Origin of the sequence: Streptomyces sp. MMG1533, assembly GCF_001279775.1 — a bacterium.
Classification (GTDB): Bacteria; Actinomycetota; Actinomycetes; order Streptomycetales; family Streptomycetaceae; genus Streptomyces.
Genome location: NZ_LGDG01000041.1, coordinates 62,909 through 83,440 on the forward strand (window position 1 = coordinate 62,909; position 20,532 = coordinate 83,440).

The following is a 20,532-nucleotide window of genomic DNA, read 5'->3' on the forward strand; positions in this document are numbered from 1 at the left end:
ACCCAAGCCACAGGGTGTCATGCGTCAGGCCACTACCACCACACAGGGGGACCTCTTGTCCACGAAGAGCCCGAGCCGTCTCGGGCGCCGCTTGATCCAGCTGTACGTCGGTCTCGCGCTGTACGGGGCGAGTTCGGCGCTCCTCGTCGAGGCGGGTCTGGGTCTGGAGCCCTGGAACGTGCTCCATCAGGGCCTGGCCGAACTCACCGGCCTGACGATCGGCGTCGTGTCGATCTTCGTCGGTGCGGCAGTGCTGCTCCTGTGGATCCCACTGCGCCAGCGCCCGGGCCTCGGCACGGTCTCCAACGTCTTCGTGGTCGGCATCGCCATGGACGGCACGCTCGCCGCCGTTCCCGCGGCACACACCCTCGCCGTACGCATTCCCCTTCTCCTGGTCGGCATCCTGCTCAACGGCGTGGCCACCGGCCTCTACATCGCCGCCCGCCTCGGACCGGGCCCGCGGGACGGGCTGATGACCGGCCTGCACCGGCGCACGGGCCGCTCGATCCGTCTGATGCGGACGGCCGTCGAGGTGGCGGTCGTCGTGACGGGCTTCGCCCTGGGCGGCACCATCGGCATCGGCACCGTGCTGTACGCGGTGTCGATCGGCCCGCTCGCCCAGTTCTTCCTGCGCATGTTCGCCGTCCCGTCGGCATCCGACGGCAGCGCGGTCGTTGCCACCGGGCAACCCCGGCAGGCGATACTTCGACCGTGACACCGCGGATACGCCATCCCTACCTCGACCACCCCGGCCCGATCGCCTTCGCCCACCGCGGCGGGGCGGCGGACGGCCTGGAGAACACCGCGCTGCAGTTCCGGCGCGCGGTCGAGGCGGGCTACCGCTACCTGGAGACCGACGTCCACGCCAGCGCGGACGGCAGGCTCGTCGCCTTCCACGACGCGACCCTGGACCGGGTGACCGACGGGGCGGGCCGGATCGCGGACCTGCCCTGGAAGGACGTACGGCACGCGCGCGTGGCGGGCAAGGAACCGGTACCCCTCTTCGAAGAGCTCCTGGAGACCTTCCCCGACGTGCGCTGGAACGTGGACGTCAAGGCGGAGCCGGCGCTGTCGCCCCTCCTGGAGCTGATCGAGCGCACGAACTCCTGGGACCGGATCTGCGTCGGCTCGTTCGCCGAGGCGCGTGTGGTCCGTGCCCAGCGGCTGGCCGGACCGCGCCTGGCGACGTCGTACGGCACCCGTGGCGTCCTCAACCTGCGGCTGCGCTCCTGGGGGCTCCCGGCAGCGGTGCGCCGCTCCGCGGTCGCCGCGCAGGTGCCCGAGATCCAGTCGGGCATCCAGGTCGTCGACCACCGTTTCCTGCGCACCGCCCATGCGCTCGGGCTGCAGGTCCACGTGTGGACGGTGAACGAGCCGGAACGGATGCACCGGCTCCTGGACCTGGGCGTCGATGGCATCATGACCGATCACATCGACACACTGCGCAAGGTCATGGAGGACCGGGGCACCTGGGTCTGACCCTTCCCGTTTCCCGGCCCGCGCACGGCACCTTCACGGGGAAGCGAGGGCACGGGTGGGCACCGACACCGTGCGGGCGGGCTCGGCGGACGAGGCCGCCGAACGGCGGCGCGAGCAGCGCGGCTGGTACTTCTACGACTGGGCCTGCTCCGTCTACTCGACGAGCGTGCTCACCGTGTTCCTGGGCCCCTATCTGACCTCGGTCGCCAAGTCGGCGGCGGACGCGGACGGCTTCGTGCATCCGCTGGGGATCCCGGTGCGCGCCGGCTCCTTCTTCGCCTACTCGGTGTCCCTGTCGGTGGTGGTGGCCGTGCTGGTGATGCCCCTGGTGGGCGCCGCCGCCGACCGTACCGGCCGCAAGAAGCCCCTTCTGGCTGCCGCTGCCTACACCGGGGCCGCGGCCACGACGGGCATGTTCTTCCTCGGCGGCGACCGCTATCTGCTCGGCGGCTTTCTGCTGGTCGTCGCCAACGCCGCGCAGTCCGTGGCGATGATGCTCTACAACTCCTACCTGCCCCAGATCGCCCCGCCCGAGGAGCGCGACGCCGTCTCCTCCCGGGGCTGGGCCTTCGGGTACGCGGCGGGCGCGCTCGTCCTGGTCGCGAACCTCGTCCTCTACACCGGCCACGAGTCCTTCGGGCTCTCGGAGGGCGCCGCGGTCCGCATCTGTCTCGCGTCCGCCGGTCTGTGGTGGGGCGCCTTCGCCCTCATCCCCCTGCGGCGGCTGCGCGACCGCCGCTCCGGCCCCAAGACCACGCGGGAGGCCACGGCTCCCGGCTTCCGCCAGCTCGCCGCCACGGTCCGCGACATGCGCCGCCACCCACTGACCCTGGCCTTCCTGCTGGCGTACCTCATCTACAACGACGGCATCCAGACCGTGATCTCCCAGGCGTCGGTCTACGGCTCCGAGGAGCTCGGGCTCGGGCAGTCGACGCTCATCGGCGCCGTGCTGCTGGTCCAGGTGCTCGCGGTGGCGGGGGCGCTGACGATGGGGCTGCTCGCCCGGATCTACGGCGCCAAACGCACGATCCTGGGCTCGCTGGTCGCCTGGACGCTGACTCTGGGCGCCGGGTACTTCCTGCCGGCCGGGGCACCCGTGTGGTTCTTCGTGCTGGCCGCCGGGATCGGCCTCGTCCTCGGCGGCAGCCAGGCGCTGTCCCGGTCGCTGTTCTCCCATCTCGTGCCGCCCGGCAAGGAGGCCGAATACTTTTCGGCGTACGAGATGAGCGACCGGGGCATGAGCTGGCTGGGCCCGCTGCTGTTCGGGATCACCTACCAGGTAACCGGAAGTTATCGGGACGCGATCATCTCGCTGGTGGCCTTCTTCGTCATCGGGTTCGTGCTGCTCGCGAGGGTTCCGGTGCGGCGGGCGATCGGCGACGCGGGCAATCCGATTCCCGAGAGGATTTAGCGTTCAACACCAAAGCGCTGTAGTGTACGCGTTTGGCCTGCCAGGCGTACCGTTACTGCGCGTCAAAGATGCCGAAACGCTGGGTGACATCTGCTAGCAGATGTGACAAACCGGGCGCTGGTGGGTACAACAAGGGGCGGCTACGACGGCGACGCATTGCCCGGGACGGGACCCGGAACGGGAATCTTTACCGCCGACCGGACGTTGACCGGATGACGACGACAGCGACACCTGTCCTGTGGGCGACAAGCCCGGGAGGCACGATTCATGAGTGAGCGAGCTCTTCGCGGCACGCGCCTCGTGGTGACCAGCTACGAGACGGACCGCGGCATCGACCTGGCCCCGCGCCAGGCCGTGGAGTACGCATGCGAGAAGGGACATCGCTTCGAGATGCCCTTCTCGGTCGAGGCGGAGATCCCGCCGGAGTGGGAGTGCAAGGTCTGCGGGGCCCAAGCACTCCTCGTGGACGGCGACGGCCCTGAGGAAAAGAAGGCCAAGCCCGCGCGTACACACTGGGACATGCTGATGGAGAGGCGCACCCGCGAGGAACTCGAAGAGGTCCTCGAGGAGCGCCTGGCTGTTCTGCGCTCCGGCGCAATGAACATCGCGGTCCATCCGCGAGACAGCCGGAAGTCGGCGTAGTCCCTTAAGGGTCTGGGCGGACATACAACAAGCACACAGCAACCGCGGGCGCCGTACGTGATCTCACGTACGGCGCCCGCGGTTTCGTGCGTGCTGCGGTGCGGCCGGACAACTCAGCGCGTCAGCGGCGGGCGCGGATCCTCGGACGCGTCCCCCGGCTCGTCCCTGACGACCTCGCCCTGGACCACCTTGCCGTCGGGGCGGTGCATGCGAGCCTGCTGGAAGGCGTCGCCCAGGCTGCCCTGGGCGGCCTCGCGGAGCTTGCGGTCGACGGTGCGCTCCGCGTAGCGGCCGAGGGCCTTCTGGACCGGCGGAATCAGCAGGAGCAGCCCCACCGCGTCGGAGATCAGGCCGGGGATCATCAGGAGCAGGCCGCCCAGCATCATCAGGCCGTTGCCGCCGCCGTTGGACGAGCCGGACGGGGCTCCGCCCCTCTGCAGCGCCTCGTTCAGATTCTGGAAGGCGCGCCGGCCCGCCCGCTTGATGACCACGGAACCGAGCACGAAGCCGCCGAGCAGCAACAGGAACACGGTGATTCCGCTCGTCGCGCCGGCGACCACGGTCAGCAGCCAGATCTCCAGCACCAGCCAGGCGGCGACACCCAGCGGCAGGAAGGTGCGCAGCCGGGAGCGCCGGGGCCGGGCGGGATACGTGGGAGTCGGAGCGCCAGTCGTCATGCATCCAGTGTGCCTGGGCCCGGCTCAGCACGGGATAAGAGGACGATCAACCAGGGCTGTGAAGTCGTACGGCTACGGCCGGGAGGGCTTGCCCCGGCCGCCGACGAACTTGCCGACCCGCTCCCCCACACCCCACGTCGTGACCCGCCACAGGGCCTCCACGAGGATGTCGCGGCTCATCTTGGAGTCGCCGTGCTCGCGCTCCACGAAGGTGATGGGCACCTCGACGACGTGATAGCCCGCCTTGACCGCGCGGCGGGCGAGGTCGACCTGGAAGCAGTAGCCCTGGGAGGCGACCTCCTCGAGGCCGAGGCCCTCGAGGGTCTCGCGGCGGAAGGCGCGGTATCCGCCGGTGATGTCACGCAGCGGCAGGTCCAGGGCCAGGCGGGAGTAGAGGCTGCCGCCGCGGGAGATGTACTCGCGGGACTTGGGCCAGTTCACCACCCGGCCACCGGGCACCCAGCGGGAACCGAGGACCAGGTCGGCACCCTTGAGGGCGGTCAGCAGGCGGGGCAGTTCCTCGGGCTGGTGGGAGCCGTCGGCGTCCATCTCGATCAGGACGCCGTAGCCCTTCTCCATGCCCCAGCGGAAGCCCGCGAGATAGGCGGCGCCGAGGCCTTCCTTGCCCTTGCGGTGCAGCACCTGGACGTGGTCGTCGTCGACGGTCAGTTCGTCGGCGAGCTTGCCCGTGCCGTCCGGGCTGTTGTCGTCGGCCACCAGCACGTGCGCCTCGGGAACGGCCTTGCGCACCCGGCCGACGATCGCCTTGATGTTCTCCGCCTCGTTGTAGGTCGGAATGATCACCAACGCCGTGCCGAGCGGACCGAACTTTCTCCCCCGGTCCTGTGCCGCGAGGGTCCCGTCGCCGTCGTTCACTGCTGCCCCTTCAAGTCCGTACGCAGAGGTCCACCATAGTGGCCGCGGCCTGCGATGACGGGACGGGCCGTAAGTATGGTGGTGTCGTTTCCACAAAAGCGGGGTAAGAGCACGCTCTTCGGGACTGTGCGTACGGGAGCGGGGGCACTGCGTGCTGCGGATGGGGGCCCGGCGCCCTTCGGGCCGACCTGGGACCCGCTGGCTGCGGGTCGACCGAAAGCCGTTGTCTACTGAGCTCCCGGGCCCCACCCGGGTCACACCTCCCCGACCGGCCGGAACCTTCCCTCGCCGTGGCGCGGACGCTGAGCCTGGCTGCCAGTGGCGGTGCCCCGGTGCGGCACACCGTCCCTGACCCAGCGGCGCGGCGGCGAGTGCGCGGACGTTCCCCGGTCGGGCGTCCGGTGGTGGACTCGGCCGAACCTACCGGCCCGCTGCCGTCGGCTGTCAACAGCCGTTCGACCTGCGGATCTTCCGTCAAAGCCCTGGTCAGCGCGGAGGATGCGCAGGTCGCGCGACGCCGTGACGACGACCGACCGGGGGTGCGCCACCCCGGTAGATCACTCGCCCGGCCGTACGAACACGGTCCGGCCGCCGACCACGGTACGCAGGCAGACGGGCAGGTCGTGGCCCGGGGTCAGGTCGGGCAGACCGGGGGTGCCGGAGCGGGGGTCGGTCGACCAGCGGGCCACTCGGTCGTCCGGGGCCTGGACGACCAGTTCGTCCGTGCGCCACACGGCGTAGTCCGCGGGTGCGCCGGGCACCAGGACACCCGCGTCGTCCCGTCCGGTCGCCCGCCAGCCTCCCCGCGTATGCGCGGTGAACGCGGCGCGTACGGAGACGCGGTGTTCGGGAGTGCGGTGGAAGGCGGCCGCGCGGACCGTGCCCCACGGGTCGAGGGGCGTGACCGGGCTGTCGGAGCCGAAGGCGAGCGGGACGCCGGCCCGGAGCAGGGCCGCGAAGGGGTTCAGGGTGCGGGCCCGGTCGGCGCCCAGCCGCTGGGCGTACATGCCGTCCTCGCCGCCCCACAGCGCGTCGAAGGCGGGCTGGACGGACGCGGTCAGGCCGAGCTCGGCGAAGGCCGCGATCGTCTCGGGGGAGAGCATCTCGGCGTGTTCGACGCGGTGGCGGGCGGCCCGGACGCGGGCGAGGCCGAGCTTCTCGGCGGCGGCGCGCACGCCCTCGACGACGGTGGCCACGGCGGCGTCGCCGATCGCGTGGAAGCCCGCCTGGAGGCCCGCCTCGGTGCACGCGGTGACGTGCGCGGCGACGGCGGCGGCGTCCAGGTAGGCGGTGCCGGCGTGCTCGGCGTCGGTGTACGGCTCGTGCAGGCAGGCGGTGTGTGAGCCGAGGGCGCCGTCCACGAACAGGTCGCCGGCCGCGCCGATCGCGCCCAGCTCGCGTGCCTTCTCGACGTTCTGCTCGGCCCAGTAGCCGACGACACGGGTGCCCGCCTGCTCGGAAGCGAGCTTCAGCAGAGCCGTGAAGTCGTCCTCGGAGGAGATCTCCGGGCCCGCGCACTCGTGGACGGTCCCGATGCCGAGGGCGGCGGCGTGGGCGAGTGCGGTGCGCTGAGCCTCGGTGCGCTGCCGCGGTGTGAGGGCGCCGAGGGCGGCGGAGCGTACGGCGTGGTGGGCGTCGGCGGTCAGCGGGGCGTCCGGAGCGTCGAGACCGGGGGCCAGGTCCACCAGGGCCGTCGTGACGACCGCGGAGTGGACGTCGATCCGGCTGAGGTACAGGGGGCGGCCGCCGGTGGCCGCGTCGAGTTCGGCGCGGGTCGGGGGGCGGCCGCCGGGCCAGCGGGCGGCGTCCCAGCCGTGGCCGAGCAGGACGCGGTCGTCCGGGCGGGTGAGGGCGAAGTCCCGTACGAGGGCGAGGGCCGCGTCCAGGGAGGGAGCGTCGGACAGGTCGAGGCCGGTCAGGGCGAGGCCCGTGGACGTGGTGTGCACGTGCGCGTCCGTGAACGCGGGGGTGACCAGGGCGCCGTCCAGGTCGATCACCTCGTCGACACCGTCCGCGAAGGCGTCGGCCGCGCCCTCCGAGCCGACCCAGGCGACTTGGCCGCGCTCCACGACCATCGCCGTCGCGAACGGGTCGGCCGGGCTGTGCACCTCGCCGCGGCGGAGGAGGACGGTGGTCGGTTCGGCGGTGCGTTCACTCATGAGGGACAGTTTCGCGCCTCGCTCGGGCCGTCCGGCACGCAGGTCGGTCAGATGCGGGGCGGCCGTGCCTCGTACGGCGTGGACAGCACCACCGTCGTCCGCGTCGACACGCCTGCCAGCGACCTGAGGCGGGCCAGCAGCTCCTCCAGTTCATGCGGGGTGGAGACCCGCACCTTGAGGATGTAGTTCTCGTCGCCGGCGACGCTGTGGCAGGCCTCGATCTCGGGGACGTCGGCGAGGCGGTCAGCGATGTCGTCGGGGGCGCTGGGGTCGAACGGCTTCACCGAGATGAACGCGGTCAGGGGCAGCCCGACGGCTTCCGGGTCGACCACCGCCGCGTAGCCGCGGATGACGCCCCGCTGTTCGAGCCGGCGCACCCGCTGGTGCACGGCCGACGTGGACAGGCCGGTGGCCTTGCCCAGGTCTGTGTAGCTCATCCGCCCGTCCTTGACGAGCAGCTGCACGATTTGTCGGTCGAGCTCCTCCATGGCGCAAGAACCTACAGTGCGGTTGATCTCATCCGATACCTGAGCGGCCCAGGTCATGTCCGGTTCGTGATGTGGCCGAGCGCGGCCTGTGAGCCGTCCGGGGGACAAAGGGGCCGCGCCGGGCACCTGCGCATGGCATGTGACGAAGACCACACCCCCCGGACAGGCTCCGTGATGGTGTCGTGATTACCGCCGAGACGGGGCGGGAAGTGCTTGCTGTGGTCGAGGCCGCAGTGCCTTCACGGCCCAGCCCGAGGGGGAGAACCAAATGCAGAGTCTTAAGCGCCCTGGTCGTACCGCACCCAAGCGGCCGCAGCTGGTCGTCGAGCCCGAGCCGGAGGGCGTCGAACCCGACGCCCTCGACGACGAACTCGACGCCTACGACACCTTCGAGATGTACCGGGTCGTCTGCCCGGACTGCGCGCAGCCAATCGCCCTGCTGGCGGACGAGGAGGTCCTGCCGGAGCACGCGCTGTGCGCCTCGCCGTGGAACCCGTTCGGCCTCACGGTCTGCGCCGGCACCGGCCGCATGGCGTCCGACGCCCGGTCGGCGGACGAGTCGGCCGAACCGCAGGAGCAGGACACGGCCCTCCTGTTGACGCTCCCTCAGGGGCTCGACTGGCGGACGCAGCCCTTCTCGCACGTCGGCGGCCCGGGCTCCCGCCCCATCCGGGTGCCCGTCATGCGCCGCCAGGCCGCCTGAGCGGCCTCGCACCGACCCCGTGACCGATCCGCACCACGGCTCGCAGGCCGCCGTGGTGCGGTTCAGTGCGCCCAGAGCCGGGAGTGGCGGTACGTCAGACAGTCACACCGCCCGGACGTCCGTGAACTCACGCCCGATTCCCGGGACCGGTGACCTGTCCGCCGGCCTTCGCGTTGGCCCGGTATGACCCCCACCTATTGGACGACCGGGCGTCAGCGTCGTGTGTTCGTTCCCGCACCGGTCCCCGCATCGGCAGAATCGGTTCCGCTCGCGCCGCCGCAGATCCAGGACCCGCCCATCTACCGCGATCTGATGCGTACTTGGGCGGACGGCGGCCGCACCTTGCCGGGGCGCCACGACCCGGAGTGGGTCAGGCTGGCGGCGCCCCAGGTGACGTCGGGTCAGTTCAGCGGGTCTCGGGACCCGCGAGATGACGGGCGATGACCATCCGCTGGATCTGGTTGGTGCCCTCGACGATCTGCAGGACCTTGGCCTCGCGCATGTACCGCTCGGCCGGGAAGTCGGCGGTGTAGCCGTACCCGCCGAGGACCTGGACGGCGTCCGTGGTCGCCTTCATCGCGGTGTCGGTGCAGTGCAGCTTGGCCATGGCCGCCTGCTTGGCGAACGGCCGGCCCGCGTCGCGCAGTCGCGCCGCCGCCAGGTAGAGCGCCCGGCCGGCCTCGATCTGGGTCGCCATGTCGGCGAGCATGAAGCGCAGGCCCTGGAAGTCGGCGATGGGCCGGCCGAACTGCTGCCGCCCGGTCGCGTACGCCACCGCCTCGTCGAGCGCCGCCTGGGCCAGGCCGATGGCGCAGGCGGCGATCCCGAGCCGCCCCGAGTCGAGCGCGGCCAGGGCGATCGCGAAGCCCTGGCCCTCGTCGCCGATGCGCCGCTCGTCGGGGACGCGGACCCCGTCGAAGTGGACCTGGGCGGTCGGCGAGCCCTTCATGCCCATCTTCTTCTCCGGCGCCGCGCCGCTCAGGCCCACCGCGTCACCGGGCACCAGGAAGGCCGTGATCCCGCGCGGGCCCTCCTCGCCCGTACGTGCCATGACCGTATAGAAGTCGGCGATTCCGCCGTGCGTGATCCACGCCTTGGTTCCGGTGATCACCCAGTCCTCGCCGTCGCGCACCGCCTTCGTGCGCAGTGAGGCCGCGTCCGAGCCGGAGGCCGGTTCCGACAGGCAGTACGCGCCGAGCAGACCGCCGCCGAGCATCGCGGGCAGGTGCTCGACCTGCTGCTCCTTGGTGCCGTAGGCGGCGAGCGCGTAGGAGGCCAGGGTGTGCACGCTGACGCCGAGGCCGACGGTGAGACGGGCCGCGGCGAGCTCCTCGAGGACCTGGAGGTAGACCTCGTAGGGCTGGTCGCCGCCGCCGTGCTCGGACTCGTACGGCAGGCCGAGCAGTCCGGACTCGGAGAGCAGGGTGAAGACCTCGCGCGGGAAGCGTCCGGCGTCCTCCTCCTCGGCCGCCTTCGGGGCGATCTCGCGCTGCGCGATGTCGCGGACGAGCGAGATCAGATCCCGTGCCTCGTCCGTGGGCAGTTGCCGGTCCACCGGCTGCGGGGCGCGGTCGGGCATGGCGACGCTCTCCTCCCTGTCGGGCGCTGGCGGACAAGCCCGTTGTGGGGGCCGCTCCGCCGGGTCTCACTGGGTGCCTGCCGATGCTCGCACTCCCGGGTCGCGGAAGCTGCTGACCAGCGGCTGTGCGCTGTGAGTATGCCCGATCGGAGGCACTCCGTCACCAGTTAACGACCGCTTACTTCAAGAAGTTCCCGGCCCATCCGCCACGCCGGGACATTGGTACGAACCATTGACTCAGTGGTCTAGTCCTCTTACCGTTTCGGTCCAACGCTTCCCCGCGTTCATGCCAATCGGCGTGCGATCCCCTCCCTGTCCCCTGCGAGGAGACACCCGATGCACACCCCGCTCCACCCCCGCGCCCGCTTCCGGGCCCTTCTGTCCGCCTCGTGCTGCGCCGCCCTCGGCGCCGCACTGCTCGCCGGTGCGGGCTCCGCCACCGCCACCGAGCCCGGCCCCGTCGAGGCCACCGCGTCCGGCACGGCCGGCTCAAAGGTTGTCGGCTACTTCACCGACTGGGGCATCTACGGCCGCCAGTACTACGTGAAGAACATCGAGACCTCCGGCTCCGCGGACAAGCTCACCCACATCAACTACGCCTTCGGCAACGTCACCGACGGCAAGTGCGCCCTCGGCGACTCCTGGGCGGACACCGACAAGCCGTTCACCGCCGAGGAGTCCGTGGACGGTGTCGCCGACACCGCGGATCAGCCGCTGAGCGGCAACTTCAACCAGCTGCGCAAGCTGAAGAAGCTCCACCCCGACCTCAAGATCATCTGGTCGTTCGGCGGCTGGAGCTGGTCGGGCGGATTCGGCGAGGCGGCCAAGGATCCGGCGGCCTTCGCCCAGTCCTGCTACGACCTGGTCGAGAACTCGAAGTGGGCGGACGTCTTCGACGGCATCGACATCGACTGGGAGTACCCGGGCGCCTGCGGTCTGACCTGCGACACCAGCGACCGGGAGGCGTTCCGGGACGTGATGGCCGCGCTGCGCGCCAAGTTCGGCAAGCGGCAGTTGATCACCGCGGCGATCACCGCCGACGCCACACCCGGCGGCAAGATCGACGCGGCGGACTACGCGGGCGCGGCACGGTACGTCGACTGGTACAACCCCATGACGTACGACTACTTCGGCGCCTGGGCCGCCACCGGCCCGACGGCGCCGCACTCGCCGCTGACGTCCTACCCGGGCATTCCGCAGGAGGGCTACAACACCGCCGCCACCATCGCCAAGCTCAAGAGCCTGGGCATCCCGTCCTCGAAGCTGCTGCTCGGCATCGGCTTCTACGGGCGCGGCTGGACCGGCGTCACACAGGCGACGCCGGGCGGCACGGCCACCGGCCCGGCGGCGGGCACGTACGAGGACGGCAACGAGGACTACAAGGTGCTGAAGACCACGTGCCCGCCGACCGGGACCGTGGGCGGCACCGCGTACGCCAAGTGCGGCAGCGACTGGTGGAGTTACGACACCCCGAAGACGATCAAGGGAAAGATGAAGTACAAGGACGCGCAGCGCCTGGGCGGCACGTTCTTCTGGGAGCTGAGCGGGGACACCGCGGACGGTGAGCTGATCAGAGCGATCAACTAGCGGAGCCCACGGGAGACTTGGGGCGGAGGACCACGAGCCTCCGCCCCGAGTCGCGTACCGTCAGCCGTCGTCGCGGCGGGCCGGCTCCGGGGCCGGGTACGCGGGGTCCATCTCCTCGATGGCCCGCATCGAACCGCCGAGCGTCTTCACCAGGAGTTCGCGCATCGTGTCGCGGGACAGGCTGGGGCGGTCGATCCAGTCGAGGGCGGCACCCTCGACGCTGCACAGCCAGGCGAGCAGGCCCATGCGGGGCAGCGGCGCGATGTCGGTGCGGCCGTACGCCCCTTCGGCGATGGTGGCGACGATCGCCTCGCGCACCCCGTCCCGGATGGCGTGCACCTCGGCGTCGAAGCCGACGCCGCCGCTGACGATCGTGCGGTAGGCGGCCTGGTTGTGCTCGGCGTAGCGCAGATAGCTGTCGATGGTGCGGTGGACCCGGTCCACCGGCTCCAGTTCGAGGCCGCTCGCCGCGTAGGTGACCAGGTCGGCGACGGAGTCCTGGATGATCGCCAGGTAGTAGCCGCGCTTGGACTGGAAGTAGTAGTAGATCAGCCCCTTGGCGACATGCGCCTGCCGGGCGATGTCGTCCATCGAGAGTGCGTCGTACGACGTGTCGGCGAACAACTTCCGCCCGATGGCGATGAGTTCGGCACGACGTGCGACCGAGCGCTCGGTGCCGCGCGCCCGGGGACGGGCGGCGTCGCGCTGTTGACTGATATTCAATTTCGACCCTGGTCTCAACGGGCGGCGGGACACCCGCAGTATGTCAGGTCGGGTATGCGTCAGGTCACAGCAGGCCGAGCTGGGTGACGAGCATCGCGATCACCACGACGAGGGTCCAGCCCATGACGTGCTCGACGATCTTCGAGCCGTCTTCGCGGGGGCCGCCGGTACGGGCGCGGGCGGCGGTGGCCGAGTGTGCAGTCATGGCTTCTCGCTGATGTCGGACGTACGGGTGGACTCCCCCCACCGATCTGTCCACCTTGCCACTCGGAACGGCTTTTGCGGCCGAGAGCTTGGTCACACGCGAACGGCCCCCGGTGCGCCGGGGGCCGTTCGCACGTCGGTTCAGCGCACTCCCACCGCCGCCAGTGCTTTGCGCTGGCGCGGGGTCGGCACGGCCGGGAAGTACAGGTAGCAGACGCCGCCGGTGCCGGAGACGACCTTGCCGGCGGCGTTGTACCGCTTGGTCCGGAGCCAGATGTTCTCCCACTCGCGCCGCTTGTAGACGCGCCGCACCGCCTCGTTGTCCGGCGAGGCCGGGTCGTTGGCGATCACGTCGCCGGTGGCCGTGAAGCCGATCACGGTCATCAGGTGGCCGGAGGTGCCGTAACCCGCCCCCGTGAGCTCCTCCTTGAGGAAGGACTGGGACGTTATGGCCGGGATGCCGGCGGCGATCAGCGTCTCCAGGTCGGTGAGGGAGCCGAGCCGGGTGACCACGCCCTGGAGGCCCTTGAAGGTGGCCGCGTAGGCGGCGTTGAACGGCCAGTTGCCGCAGCCCGCGTACTGGTAGTCGTAGGTGTACCGGGCCGCGTGGCAGACCTGCGGGTCGGCGAACGCGGGGTCGACCCAGGCCAGCTGCGCGTCCGAGAGCCGGCCGCCCCAGTACTCGATGATCATCTGCGAGGAGGTGGGGCTGCACCAGGCCTCGCCGCCGTTGTCGTACTCGGGGTACTGGCCGGCGTGGATCTCCTGCGAGTAGCGCGGGACGGTCAGTTCCTGGGCGAGACCGGGGACGGAGGCCGGGACGGTGAAGCGGTCGGGGACGTCGGAACCCATGGCACCGAGCCGCCAGACCGTGGGCGTGACCTTCGCGCCGGGCTTGCGGTGGAGGGTGAGCCTGAGGCGGTACGACACCAGGCGCAGGCCCGTGGCCGGGTCGTCGATCGCGAAGGTGTCCGTCCAGATGCTGCTCTTGTCGTCGCTCTGGTCGTCGACCGAGGTCCGCCTGATGTCCTGGTCGCCCGCCGCCCAGCGGCCCATCACGTACCAGGGGGTGTCCGTGCCGTCGGAGTACGTGCCCTTCAGTTCGACCTGGATCCAGGTGCCGGCCGGGGTGTGGGCGTTCCAGGAGGCGATCACCTCCGTGGCGGGGACGGCGAGGTCGTGGACGGGGGACGTCCAGGTCCCGTACTCCCAGGCGGCGGTCTTGCCGGTGTGCGGGTCGGTGTAGTCGGCGGTGCCCGCGGGGGTGCCGATCGCGACGCCCGGGCGGGCGCCCGCGACGGCCCGGGTGCCCTTGGCGGTGCCGCCGCGCCAGTGGGCGTACGTGGTCCAGAAGCGGTTGTCGACCGGGCGGGCCGGGGCACGGTCGGCTGTGTCGGTCACGGTTCTGCTCGCGGTGTCGGCGGACGCCGGGCCCGCGCTGCCGGCCACGGCGGCGGCGACCGCGGCTGCGAGGACGGTTCTGCGGGACGGCTGTTCGGCTCTGCTCATGGGTGGAATGACCCCCAGGTGTCCGAGTCGGGGCAGGTCCAATGCACTTGCGTGCGCCAACTATGGAACAGGCAGCATGCTCCTGCCAGCACTTCGGGCCATGCCACGCCCGGCAATATTGGTCTCCTCCACTGGCGTGACCTGGCCGACTTAGACTGCACGGAGGAAACCTGCTCCCTGCTCCCCCGAGGAACGGCCATCCGCGACCTCGCCTCCCGGCTCCGCCGGCTGCCCCCCTCCTGCGGCCCGGTCCGCCTGATCGGCGTCGACGGGCACGCCGGCTCCGGGAAGTCCACGTTCGCCGGGAAGTTGGCCCGGGAGCTGGGCGGCGCGCCGGTGCTGCGCCTCGACGACATCGCCAGCCACGAGGAGCTGTTCGACTGGACCGGACGGCTGCTGGCCCAGGTGATCGTGCCGTTCGGCCGCGGCGAGAGTGCGCAGTACACGCCGTACGACTGGCATGCCCGCCGCTTCGGACCGCCGCACCCGCTGCCGCCCGCCCCGGTGGTCCTCGTCGAGGGCGTCGGGGCGGGCCGCCGGGCACTGCGCCCGTATCTGGCGCGCCTGCTGTGGATGGAGCTGCCCCGCGAGGAGGCATGGGCGCGTGGGCGGTCTCGGGACGGTGAGGAGCAGCGGGAGTTCTGGGCCGGGTGGGTCCGGGCGGAACAACGGCACTTCGCCGAGGATCCCTCGCGGCCCTTCGCCGACCTCCTGGTACGGCAGTGCCGGGAGGGGTACGAGGTGTTTCCGGGGCCTGCCGGGAACGTTGGACCGGACCAGAGCATCACGTAGAGTGACGGACCGTCCGCAATGTGCTGACCTCGTGAAGAGCCTTGTGGGAGAACTTCCCGGAGTGCTTCAACTCGGCTTGACCGACGGGCCGTACAGGTCTTACGTTCTCAATGTGCGGCCCATCGCAGCCGCCCGCAGTCGCGAAGCCCCCGGTTGTTCCCCCGTGATCGGGGGCTTCGTTCTGCCCTCTCCCCGTTTTTCGGGCGCCGCGAGGCACGTTTCGCTCACCCTCGGTCACCACGCGTGAGTGCGCCCCTCCGCTCCCACCTCGCCAAACGGCCTGTGCGGCACCCTTCGGCGGGCGACACCTGCGCAGGTACGATGCCCTCGGTGCGACCTACGGACGGCTGCTCTGCGCACCGTTGCAACTCCGGTCCGCGGCACAGCTGTTGGACCAAGGCGGTCGACGGGCACCGGCCCGCCGGCCAACCAAACGGGGGCACGGTTTGTGGGGGACGTGATGGACTTCGGCACGCAGGGCCCCGAGGCCCCGGCCGACCTTGCCTGGCTGCGAGGGGTGGACGCCTACACTATGGGCGCCTATCCGCAGGCGGAGGAGGAGTTCCGCACCGCGGTGCGGATCGATCCCGGGATGGCCGACGGGTGGCTCGGACTGCACGCGCTGCGTGTGGACACGACGACCGCGCTGCTGAGGATGTTCCGGCACCGCGACCGCTTCGGCGAACAACGCGCCCGGCATCGGCGCACCCTCAACTCCTGGTACTGGCTGGGCTGGTGGGTGCAGCCGGTGCTGGAGAGCCCGCGCGACCTGCTTCTCGCCCACGCCTCCCACTGGCTGGACGGCCGGCACGTCCCGGAACTCGACCGGGCCCTGGCGGGCCTGCCGCCGGTGGACGCCGACCACCAGGTCCGCTTCCTGCACTCCTGCCGCGCCTATCTCGTCAAGGACTGGGAACAGCTGGTCCGGCACACCGACCCGCTGATCAACGACCCCATGCTGGGCATCGAGGCGGGCCTGTTCGGAGGTATGGCCCGGGTCCGCCTGGAGATGTACGGACAGGCCGAACCACTGCTGTCGGCGGCCCTGATGCGCTGCCGCAGCGAGCAGCCGCAGCGCAAGGAACTGCGCTACTGGCTGGCGCGGGCCCACGAGGGCACGGGCCGCAGCGCAGCCGCACTGCCCCTCTACCGGGCCGTGCACCGCGTCGACCCGGCCTTCATGGACACCTCGGCCCGGCTCGCCGCGATCGCCGAGGGCGACGGGTACGACGACTCCACCGACCTCGCCGCGATCACGCTCACCGGGGCGGGGCAGGACGTCCTGGACGGCCCCGACGGGCTCGATCCTCTCTTCGGCACGGAGGGTCGCGACCTGAAGCTCACGGAGCCCGACCTGCCGCCCTCCGGTCCGCTGCCGTCTGCGACCGACCCGGCGGTGCGCGAGAAGTCCGTACCCTCACCGTCGCTGCCCGCCGGGCCGACGGATCCCGCGCTACTGGAGGCGGCGCTCGCCGAGCTTGAGCGCATGGTGGGCCTGGAACCGGTGAAGCGCCAGGTCAAGGCGTTGTCCGCACAGTTGAACATGGCCCGGCTGCGTGCCGGGCAGGGGCTGCCGGTCCAGCCGCCGAAGCGGCACTTCGTCTTCTCGGGTCCCTCCGGCACGGGCAAGACCACGGTGGCCCGCATCCTCGGCCGCGTCTTCTACGCCCTCGGGCTCCTCGGCGGCGACCATCTCGTGGAGGCCCAGCGGGCGGACCTGGTGGGCGAGTACCTCGGCCAGACCGCCGTGAAGGCCAACGAACTCATCGACTCCGCGCTCGGCGGTGTGCTGTTCGTCGACGAGGCGTACTCGCTCTCCAACTCCGGTTACGGCAAGGGCGACGCGTACGGCGACGAGGCACTCCAGGTGCTGCTGAAGCGGGCCGAGGACAACCGCGACCACCTCGTGGTGATCCTGGCCGGCTATCCGGAGGGCATGGACCGTCTGCTGGCCGCCAACCCCGGGCTGTCGTCCCGCTTCACGACCCGCGTCGACTTTCCGTCCTACCGGCCGCTCGAACTCACCTCGATCGGCGAGGTGTTGGCCACGGAGAACGGTGACGTGTGGGACGAGGAGGCGCTCGACGAGCTGCGATCGATAGCCGGGCATGTGGTCGACCAGGGGTGGATCGACGAGCTGGGCAACGGACGGTTCCTGCGCACGCTGTACGAGAAGAGCTGCGCGTACCGGGATCTGCGGCTGTCGACGTATCCGGGGCTGCTGACGCGGGACGACCTGTCGACGCTGCGGTTGCCGGACCTGATGCAGGCGTACGGAGAGGTGCTGTCGGGGCGGGGGCCGCAGGACCCGTCGGCGATGTGACGGATGTTGGGCGGGTGCCCGGTGCTGGTGCGGGCGGGGGCGGTTCGCGCGGCCCGGCGCTGACGGGGTGCCGCTGCGCCCACCCGTGCCGCCCCAGCAGCACAGCTGCCCGCAGCTCCAGACGTTGCCGGGAGGGCGCCGCCCCAGCAGCACGACTGCCCGCAGCTCCGCACCTTGCCAGGTGGGCGCCGCCCCAGCGGCACGACTGCCCGCAGCTCCGCACCTTGCCAGGTGGGCGCCGCCCCAGCGGCACAGCTGCCCGCAGCGGCGGCGTGGCTCAGCTCGCCAGTGCCTCCTCCGGCTCCCCGCTCACCCGAGGCTCCGCAACCCGTACCTCCGGCACCTCCCGGTGCGCCGGGTCCCGTACCTCGCCGACCAGCAGCTCCAGTACGTCCTCCAGCGCGACGAGCCCCAGCACCTTGCCGGACGCGTCCGCCACCTGGGCGAGGTGTGTCGCAGCCCGGCGCATCACCGTGAGCGCGTCGTCGAGGGGCAGTTCGGAGCGCAGGGTCGTCATCGGGCGCCACACCTGCTGCGGCACCGCCCGCTCGGAGTCCTCCAGGTCGAGTACGTCCTTCACGTGCAGGTAGCCCATGAAGGCGCCGTTCTCCGCCGCGACGGGGAAGCGGGAGTAGCCGGTGTGGCCGGTGAGTTCGACGATCTGGCCCGGGGTGACCGAGGGGCTGACCGTCACCAGCGACTCGCGCCTCAGGAGCACGTCCGTGACCGGGCGGGAGCCCAGTTCCAGGGCGTCCTCCAGGCGTTCCTGCTCCTCGGGGTCGAGCAGGCCGGCCTGGCCGGAGTCCTCCACCAGGCGGTTGAGCTGTTCGCTGGTGAAGACGGCCTCGACCTCGTCCTTGGGCTCGACGCCGAAGAGCCGCAGGATGCCCCCGGCGCAGGCACCGAGGCCCACGGTGATCGGCTTGCACAGGCGGGCAAAGGCGACCAGACCGGGGCTGAGCCACAGCGCGACCTTCTCCGGGGCCGCCATCGCTAGGTTCTTCGGGACCATCTCGCCGATGACGAGATGGAAGAAGATCACCGCGGCGAGCGCGATGACATAGCCGAGCGGGTGGATCATGCCGTGCGGCAGGTGGATCCACTCGAACACCGGCTCCAGCAGGCGTGCGACCGTCGGTTCGGCGACCGCGCCCAGGGTCAGGGAGCAGACGGTGATGCCGAACTGGGCGGCCGCCATCATCTGCGGCAGCCGCTCCAGGCCGTACAGGACCTGACGGGCGCGGGCGGTGCCGAGCGGTTCGACCTGGCTGCGGCGCACGGAGACGAGCGCGAACTCGGCACCGACGAAGAAGCCGTTGAGGAGCACGAGCAGCGCGGCGAACAGGAGTTGGAGCACGCTCATCGGGCCGCCTCCAGCACGACGGGGGCCGTCCGCACCAGGCGGACCCGCTCGGCGCGGTAGTGCCCGACCTGGCGCACCGACAGCCGCCAGCCGGGCAGTTCGGCCCGGTCGCCGACGGCCGGGATGCGGCCGAGGAGGTCGGCCACCAGGCCGGCGACGGTCTCGTACGGACCCTCGGGCACCTCCAGGCCTATGCGCAGGAGGATGTCGACACGGCAGCTGCCGTCGGCCTCCCAGGCGGGCCTGCCGTCCTCCGGCGGGGCGGCGGCGAGTTCGGGCAGGTCGTGCCCGTCGTGCTCGTCGCGCACTTCGCCGACGATCTCCTCGACGATGTCCTCCAGCGTGACGACGCCGGCCGTGCCGCCGTACTCGTCGACGACGACGGCGATGGGCTGCTCGCTGCGCAACTGCGCGAGCAGGGGCCGTACGGGCAGCGTCTCGGGCACGAGCAGCGCCGGGCGCGCGATGCTCACCACCGGGGTGCGCAGGCGGTCGTACGCGGGCACGGCCAGCGCGTCCTTGAGGTGCACCATGCCGACGATCTCGTCGATCTTCTCGCGGTAGACGGGGAAGCGGGACAGCCCGGTGGCACGGGTCAGGTTGACCACGTCCTCGGCGGTCGCCGACGACTGCAGGGCGCTGACCTTCACGCGCGGGGTCATCACGTGCTGCGCGGTCAGCTCGGCCAGCGACAGCGTCCGTACGAAGAGGTCGGCGGTGTCCTGCTCCAGGGCGCCGGCCTGCGCGGAGTGCCGGGCCAGGGAGACGAGTTCGCCGGGGGTGCGGGCGGAGGCCAGCTCCTCGGTGGGCTCGATGCCCATCGCGCGGACGAGCCGGTTGGCGACCGCGTTCAGGGCGGCGATCACCGGGTGGAACAGCCGGGCGAAGGCGTGCTGCGGGCCGGCGACGAAGCGCGCGACCTGCATCGGCCTGGACACCGCCCAGTTCTTGGGCACCAGTTCGCCGATCACCATCTGCACGGCCGAGGCCAGCAGCATGCCGACGACCACGGCGACACCGGAGACGGCTCCCGCGGGGATACCGGTCGCGGTGATGGGGCCGTGCAGCAGCTCCGCGAGCGCCGGTTCGGCGAGCATGCCGACGACGAGGGAGGTGATGGTGATGCCGAGCTGGGTGCCGGAGAGCTGGAAGGACAGCTCCTTGAGGGACTCGACGACCGTACGGGCCCGTCGGTCGCCCTCGGCGGCGGCCTTCTCGGCGTCCGTCGCCTCGACCGTGACCAGGCCGAACTCGGCCGCCACGAAGAATCCGTTGGCGAGAATCAGCAGGAAAGCCGCTCCGAGGAGCAGCAGTGGGGTGGTCATGATGCCGCCGCCTGCGCGTACGCGCGGACCGGGTCCGCGGTATGTCGGCAGGGGGCGGCGCAGGTACTACAGGACGATCCGTCCATCGCCGGAGAGGGTCACTCCTCGCGTAGCAGGAACCCCTGTGCACCGGGCGGCGCGCAGGGGTGGAGGCGCAGCGAAAAACGCCTCCGCCAACAGATTAATCAAGACATGGGCCCGTGCGGCAGGGTGGACCGCCCTGAGTCAGCCCTGATCTTCCTCGGGACGGGCTGTGGAGCGGGCCTCGGCGAGCGCCCGCAGCGTGCGCGCGTCGGCGATGGCACGCTGCTTGGCGATGCCCGGCTGGATGCCCAGCGCGGGCAGGCTGGTGCCGTCGCTGAGGTTGAGGAAGACCCATGGGTCGCCGGGGCGGAGGTTCACCTGAATGATCTCGGCCCAGTCCAGACGGCGTTTGCCGGCGATGTTCACGACGGTGACACCGGATTCGTCGGCGACGACCTTCGGCCGCGACAGCAGGATCAGCACGCCGAACAGGAGCGCCCCGGTGAAGACGAAGCTGAGGCGCTCGCCGGCGCTGAGCTGCTCCAGCAGCATCGCGACCGTCGTGATGACCACGAAGATCGCGACGCCGGCGGTCAGCAGGACGGCACGGGTGCGTCCCGGCCGGAACGTGACGGGGAGAGCGGGCAGTTCGGACATTCTGGCTGCGC

At 71.2% G+C, this 20,532-nt stretch carries 20 protein-coding genes; 9 read left to right on the plus strand and 11 right to left on the minus strand.

Going from position 1 to position 20,532, the window contains the following annotated elements; genetic code table 11:
* The first annotated feature begins 19 nt into the window (after window positions 1-19).
* From ADK57_RS07335 to ADK57_RS07350, 4 genes are all read left to right on the plus strand, one after another.
* Window positions 20-715 carry a YczE/YyaS/YitT family protein gene (locus tag ADK57_RS07335; RefSeq protein ID WP_199830498.1) on the plus strand — a complete coding sequence of 232 codons (696 nt, stop codon included), beginning with the start codon at window positions 20-22 and terminating at the stop codon, window positions 713-715.
* On the plus strand, window positions 712-1,479 hold the full coding sequence (locus ADK57_RS07340) for a glycerophosphodiester phosphodiesterase (protein WP_053748538.1): 768 nt from the start codon (window positions 712-714) through the stop codon (window positions 1,477-1,479). Before ADK57_RS07335 ends, ADK57_RS07340 begins: the two co-directional genes overlap by 4 nt.
* A gap of 55 nt (window positions 1,480-1,534) precedes the next feature.
* Window positions 1,535-2,890: an MFS transporter gene (locus ADK57_RS07345; RefSeq protein WP_053748539.1), complete on the plus strand. Its 1,356-nt coding sequence runs from the start codon at window positions 1,535-1,537 to the stop codon at window positions 2,888-2,890.
* A 267-nt stretch (window positions 2,891-3,157) separates the two neighbouring features.
* Window positions 3,158-3,532 (plus strand): RNA polymerase-binding protein RbpA, encoded by a 375-nt coding sequence (locus tag ADK57_RS07350; RefSeq protein ID WP_003977404.1) that lies wholly within the window; start codon window positions 3,158-3,160, stop codon window positions 3,530-3,532.
* A 113-nt stretch (window positions 3,533-3,645) separates the two neighbouring features.
* On the opposite strand, the gene fxsA is transcribed toward ADK57_RS07350, so the two are convergent.
* From fxsA to ADK57_RS07370, 4 genes are all read right to left on the minus strand, one after another.
* Window positions 3,646-4,209 carry an FxsA family membrane protein gene (fxsA, locus tag ADK57_RS07355; protein ID WP_053748540.1) on the minus strand — a complete coding sequence of 188 codons (564 nt, stop codon included), beginning with the start codon at window positions 4,207-4,209 and terminating at the stop codon, window positions 3,646-3,648.
* A 72-nt stretch (window positions 4,210-4,281) separates the two neighbouring features.
* Window positions 4,282-5,085, minus strand: a complete 804-nt coding sequence (locus ADK57_RS07360; protein ID WP_053748541.1) for a polyprenol monophosphomannose synthase — start codon at window positions 5,083-5,085, stop codon at window positions 4,282-4,284.
* Between the two features lie 557 nt (window positions 5,086-5,642).
* The gene (locus ADK57_RS07365; protein ID WP_053748542.1) at window positions 5,643-7,244 is read right to left on the minus strand and encodes an amidohydrolase; all 1,602 of its coding nucleotides are present in this window, start codon (window positions 7,242-7,244) and stop codon (window positions 5,643-5,645) included.
* 47 nt (window positions 7,245-7,291) lie between these two features.
* Window positions 7,292-7,732 (minus strand): Lrp/AsnC family transcriptional regulator, encoded by a 441-nt coding sequence (locus ADK57_RS07370; RefSeq protein ID WP_053748543.1) that lies wholly within the window; start codon window positions 7,730-7,732, stop codon window positions 7,292-7,294.
* A gap of 268 nt (window positions 7,733-8,000) precedes the next feature.
* On the opposite strand from ADK57_RS07370, the gene ADK57_RS07375 reads away from it, so the two are divergent.
* Together ADK57_RS07375 and ADK57_RS50950 are read left to right on the plus strand one after the other, a co-directional pair.
* On the plus strand, window positions 8,001-8,435 hold the full coding sequence (locus ADK57_RS07375) for a hypothetical protein (RefSeq protein ID WP_053748544.1): 435 nt from the start codon (window positions 8,001-8,003) through the stop codon (window positions 8,433-8,435).
* 183 nt (window positions 8,436-8,618) lie between these two features.
* A complete protein-coding gene (locus ADK57_RS50950; RefSeq protein ID WP_078973003.1) occupies window positions 8,619-8,879 on the plus strand; it encodes a hypothetical protein in 261 nt (86 codons plus the stop codon).
* Here the strand turns inward: ADK57_RS50950 and ADK57_RS07380 are convergent.
* Window positions 8,842-10,014: an acyl-CoA dehydrogenase family protein gene (locus tag ADK57_RS07380; protein ID WP_053748545.1), complete on the minus strand. Its 1,173-nt coding sequence runs from the start codon at window positions 10,012-10,014 to the stop codon at window positions 8,842-8,844. The genes ADK57_RS50950 and ADK57_RS07380 overlap by 38 nt on opposite strands.
* A 336-nt stretch (window positions 10,015-10,350) precedes the next feature.
* On the opposite strand from ADK57_RS07380, the gene ADK57_RS07385 reads away from it, so the two are divergent.
* A complete protein-coding gene (locus tag ADK57_RS07385; RefSeq protein ID WP_053748546.1) occupies window positions 10,351-11,601 on the plus strand; it encodes a glycoside hydrolase family 18 protein in 1,251 nt (416 codons plus the stop codon).
* 60 nt (window positions 11,602-11,661) lie between these two features.
* On the opposite strand, the gene ADK57_RS07390 is transcribed toward ADK57_RS07385, so the two are convergent.
* The 3 genes from ADK57_RS07390 to ADK57_RS07395 all read right to left on the minus strand — a co-directional run bounded on the left by ADK57_RS07390 (window position 11,662) and on the right by ADK57_RS07395 (window position 14,037).
* A complete protein-coding gene (locus ADK57_RS07390; protein WP_053748547.1) occupies window positions 11,662-12,324 on the minus strand; it encodes a TetR/AcrR family transcriptional regulator in 663 nt (220 codons plus the stop codon).
* A gap of 64 nt (window positions 12,325-12,388) precedes the next feature.
* Window positions 12,389-12,529 carry an SCO1431 family membrane protein gene (locus ADK57_RS48850; protein ID WP_107091496.1) on the minus strand — a complete coding sequence of 47 codons (141 nt, stop codon included), beginning with the start codon at window positions 12,527-12,529 and terminating at the stop codon, window positions 12,389-12,391.
* A 140-nt stretch (window positions 12,530-12,669) separates the two neighbouring features.
* Window positions 12,670-14,037, minus strand: coding sequence for a peptidase C39 family protein (locus ADK57_RS07395; protein ID WP_053748548.1), 1,368 nt, complete (start codon window positions 14,035-14,037; stop codon window positions 12,670-12,672).
* A 177-nt stretch (window positions 14,038-14,214) separates the two neighbouring features.
* On the opposite strand from ADK57_RS07395, the gene ADK57_RS07400 reads away from it, so the two are divergent.
* Window positions 14,215-14,829 carry a uridine kinase family protein gene (locus ADK57_RS07400; RefSeq protein ID WP_420711847.1) on the plus strand — a complete coding sequence of 205 codons (615 nt, stop codon included), beginning with the start codon at window positions 14,215-14,217 and terminating at the stop codon, window positions 14,827-14,829.
* 460 nt (window positions 14,830-15,289) lie between these two features.
* Window positions 15,290-17,152 (plus strand): AAA family ATPase, encoded by a 1,863-nt coding sequence (locus ADK57_RS07405; protein WP_053748549.1) that lies wholly within the window; start codon window positions 15,290-15,292, stop codon window positions 17,150-17,152.
* Between the two features lie 277 nt (window positions 17,153-17,429).
* Here ADK57_RS07405 and ADK57_RS07410 read toward each other — a convergent pair whose 3' ends face one another.
* The 3 genes from ADK57_RS07410 to ADK57_RS07420 form a co-directional block, all read right to left on the minus strand.
* Window positions 17,430-18,515, minus strand: a complete 1,086-nt coding sequence (locus ADK57_RS07410) for a hemolysin family protein (protein WP_053748550.1) — start codon at window positions 18,513-18,515, stop codon at window positions 17,430-17,432.
* On the minus strand, window positions 18,512-19,840 hold the full coding sequence (locus ADK57_RS07415; RefSeq protein ID WP_053748551.1) for a hemolysin family protein: 1,329 nt from the start codon (window positions 19,838-19,840) through the stop codon (window positions 18,512-18,514). The genes ADK57_RS07410 and ADK57_RS07415 overlap by 4 nt, the downstream gene beginning before the upstream one ends.
* Before the next feature lie 225 nt (window positions 19,841-20,065).
* On the minus strand, window positions 20,066-20,521 hold the full coding sequence (locus ADK57_RS07420) for a PH domain-containing protein (RefSeq protein ID WP_053748552.1): 456 nt from the start codon (window positions 20,519-20,521) through the stop codon (window positions 20,066-20,068).
* Window positions 20,522-20,532 lie beyond the last annotated feature (11 nt).

Excerpts from the sequence above, each read along its gene's own strand:
- ADK57_RS07335 (WP_199830498.1), top strand. The coding sequence starts at position 20 with ATGCGTCAGGCCACTACCACCACACAGGGGGACCTCTTGTCCACGAAG.
- ADK57_RS07350 (WP_003977404.1), top strand. The coding sequence starts at position 3,158 with ATGAGTGAGCGAGCTCTTCGCGGCACGCGCCTCGTGGTGACCAGCTAC.
- fxsA (WP_053748540.1), bottom strand. The coding sequence starts at position 4,209 with ATGACGACTGGCGCTCCGACTCCCACGTATCCCGCCCGGCCCCGGCGC.
- ADK57_RS07365 (WP_053748542.1), bottom strand. The coding sequence starts at position 7,244 with ATGAGTGAACGCACCGCCGAACCGACCACCGTCCTCCTCCGCCGCGGC.
- ADK57_RS07370 (WP_053748543.1), bottom strand. The coding sequence starts at position 7,732 with ATGGAGGAGCTCGACCGACAAATCGTGCAGCTGCTCGTCAAGGACGGG.
- ADK57_RS07375 (WP_053748544.1), top strand. The coding sequence starts at position 8,001 with ATGCAGAGTCTTAAGCGCCCTGGTCGTACCGCACCCAAGCGGCCGCAG.
- ADK57_RS50950 (WP_078973003.1), top strand. The coding sequence starts at position 8,619 with ATGACCCCCACCTATTGGACGACCGGGCGTCAGCGTCGTGTGTTCGTT.
- ADK57_RS07380 (WP_053748545.1), bottom strand. The coding sequence starts at position 10,014 with ATGCCCGACCGCGCCCCGCAGCCGGTGGACCGGCAACTGCCCACGGAC.
- ADK57_RS07385 (WP_053748546.1), top strand. The coding sequence starts at position 10,351 with ATGCACACCCCGCTCCACCCCCGCGCCCGCTTCCGGGCCCTTCTGTCC.
- ADK57_RS48850 (WP_107091496.1), bottom strand. The coding sequence starts at position 12,529 with ATGACTGCACACTCGGCCACCGCCGCCCGCGCCCGTACCGGCGGCCCC.
- ADK57_RS07395 (WP_053748548.1), bottom strand. The coding sequence starts at position 14,037 with ATGAGCAGAGCCGAACAGCCGTCCCGCAGAACCGTCCTCGCAGCCGCG.
- ADK57_RS07405 (WP_053748549.1), top strand. The coding sequence starts at position 15,290 with ATGGACTTCGGCACGCAGGGCCCCGAGGCCCCGGCCGACCTTGCCTGG.
- ADK57_RS07410 (WP_053748550.1), bottom strand. The coding sequence starts at position 18,515 with ATGAGCGTGCTCCAACTCCTGTTCGCCGCGCTGCTCGTGCTCCTCAAC.
- ADK57_RS07415 (WP_053748551.1), bottom strand. The coding sequence starts at position 19,840 with ATGACCACCCCACTGCTGCTCCTCGGAGCGGCTTTCCTGCTGATTCTC.
- ADK57_RS07420 (WP_053748552.1), bottom strand. The coding sequence starts at position 20,521 with ATGTCCGAACTGCCCGCTCTCCCCGTCACGTTCCGGCCGGGACGCACC.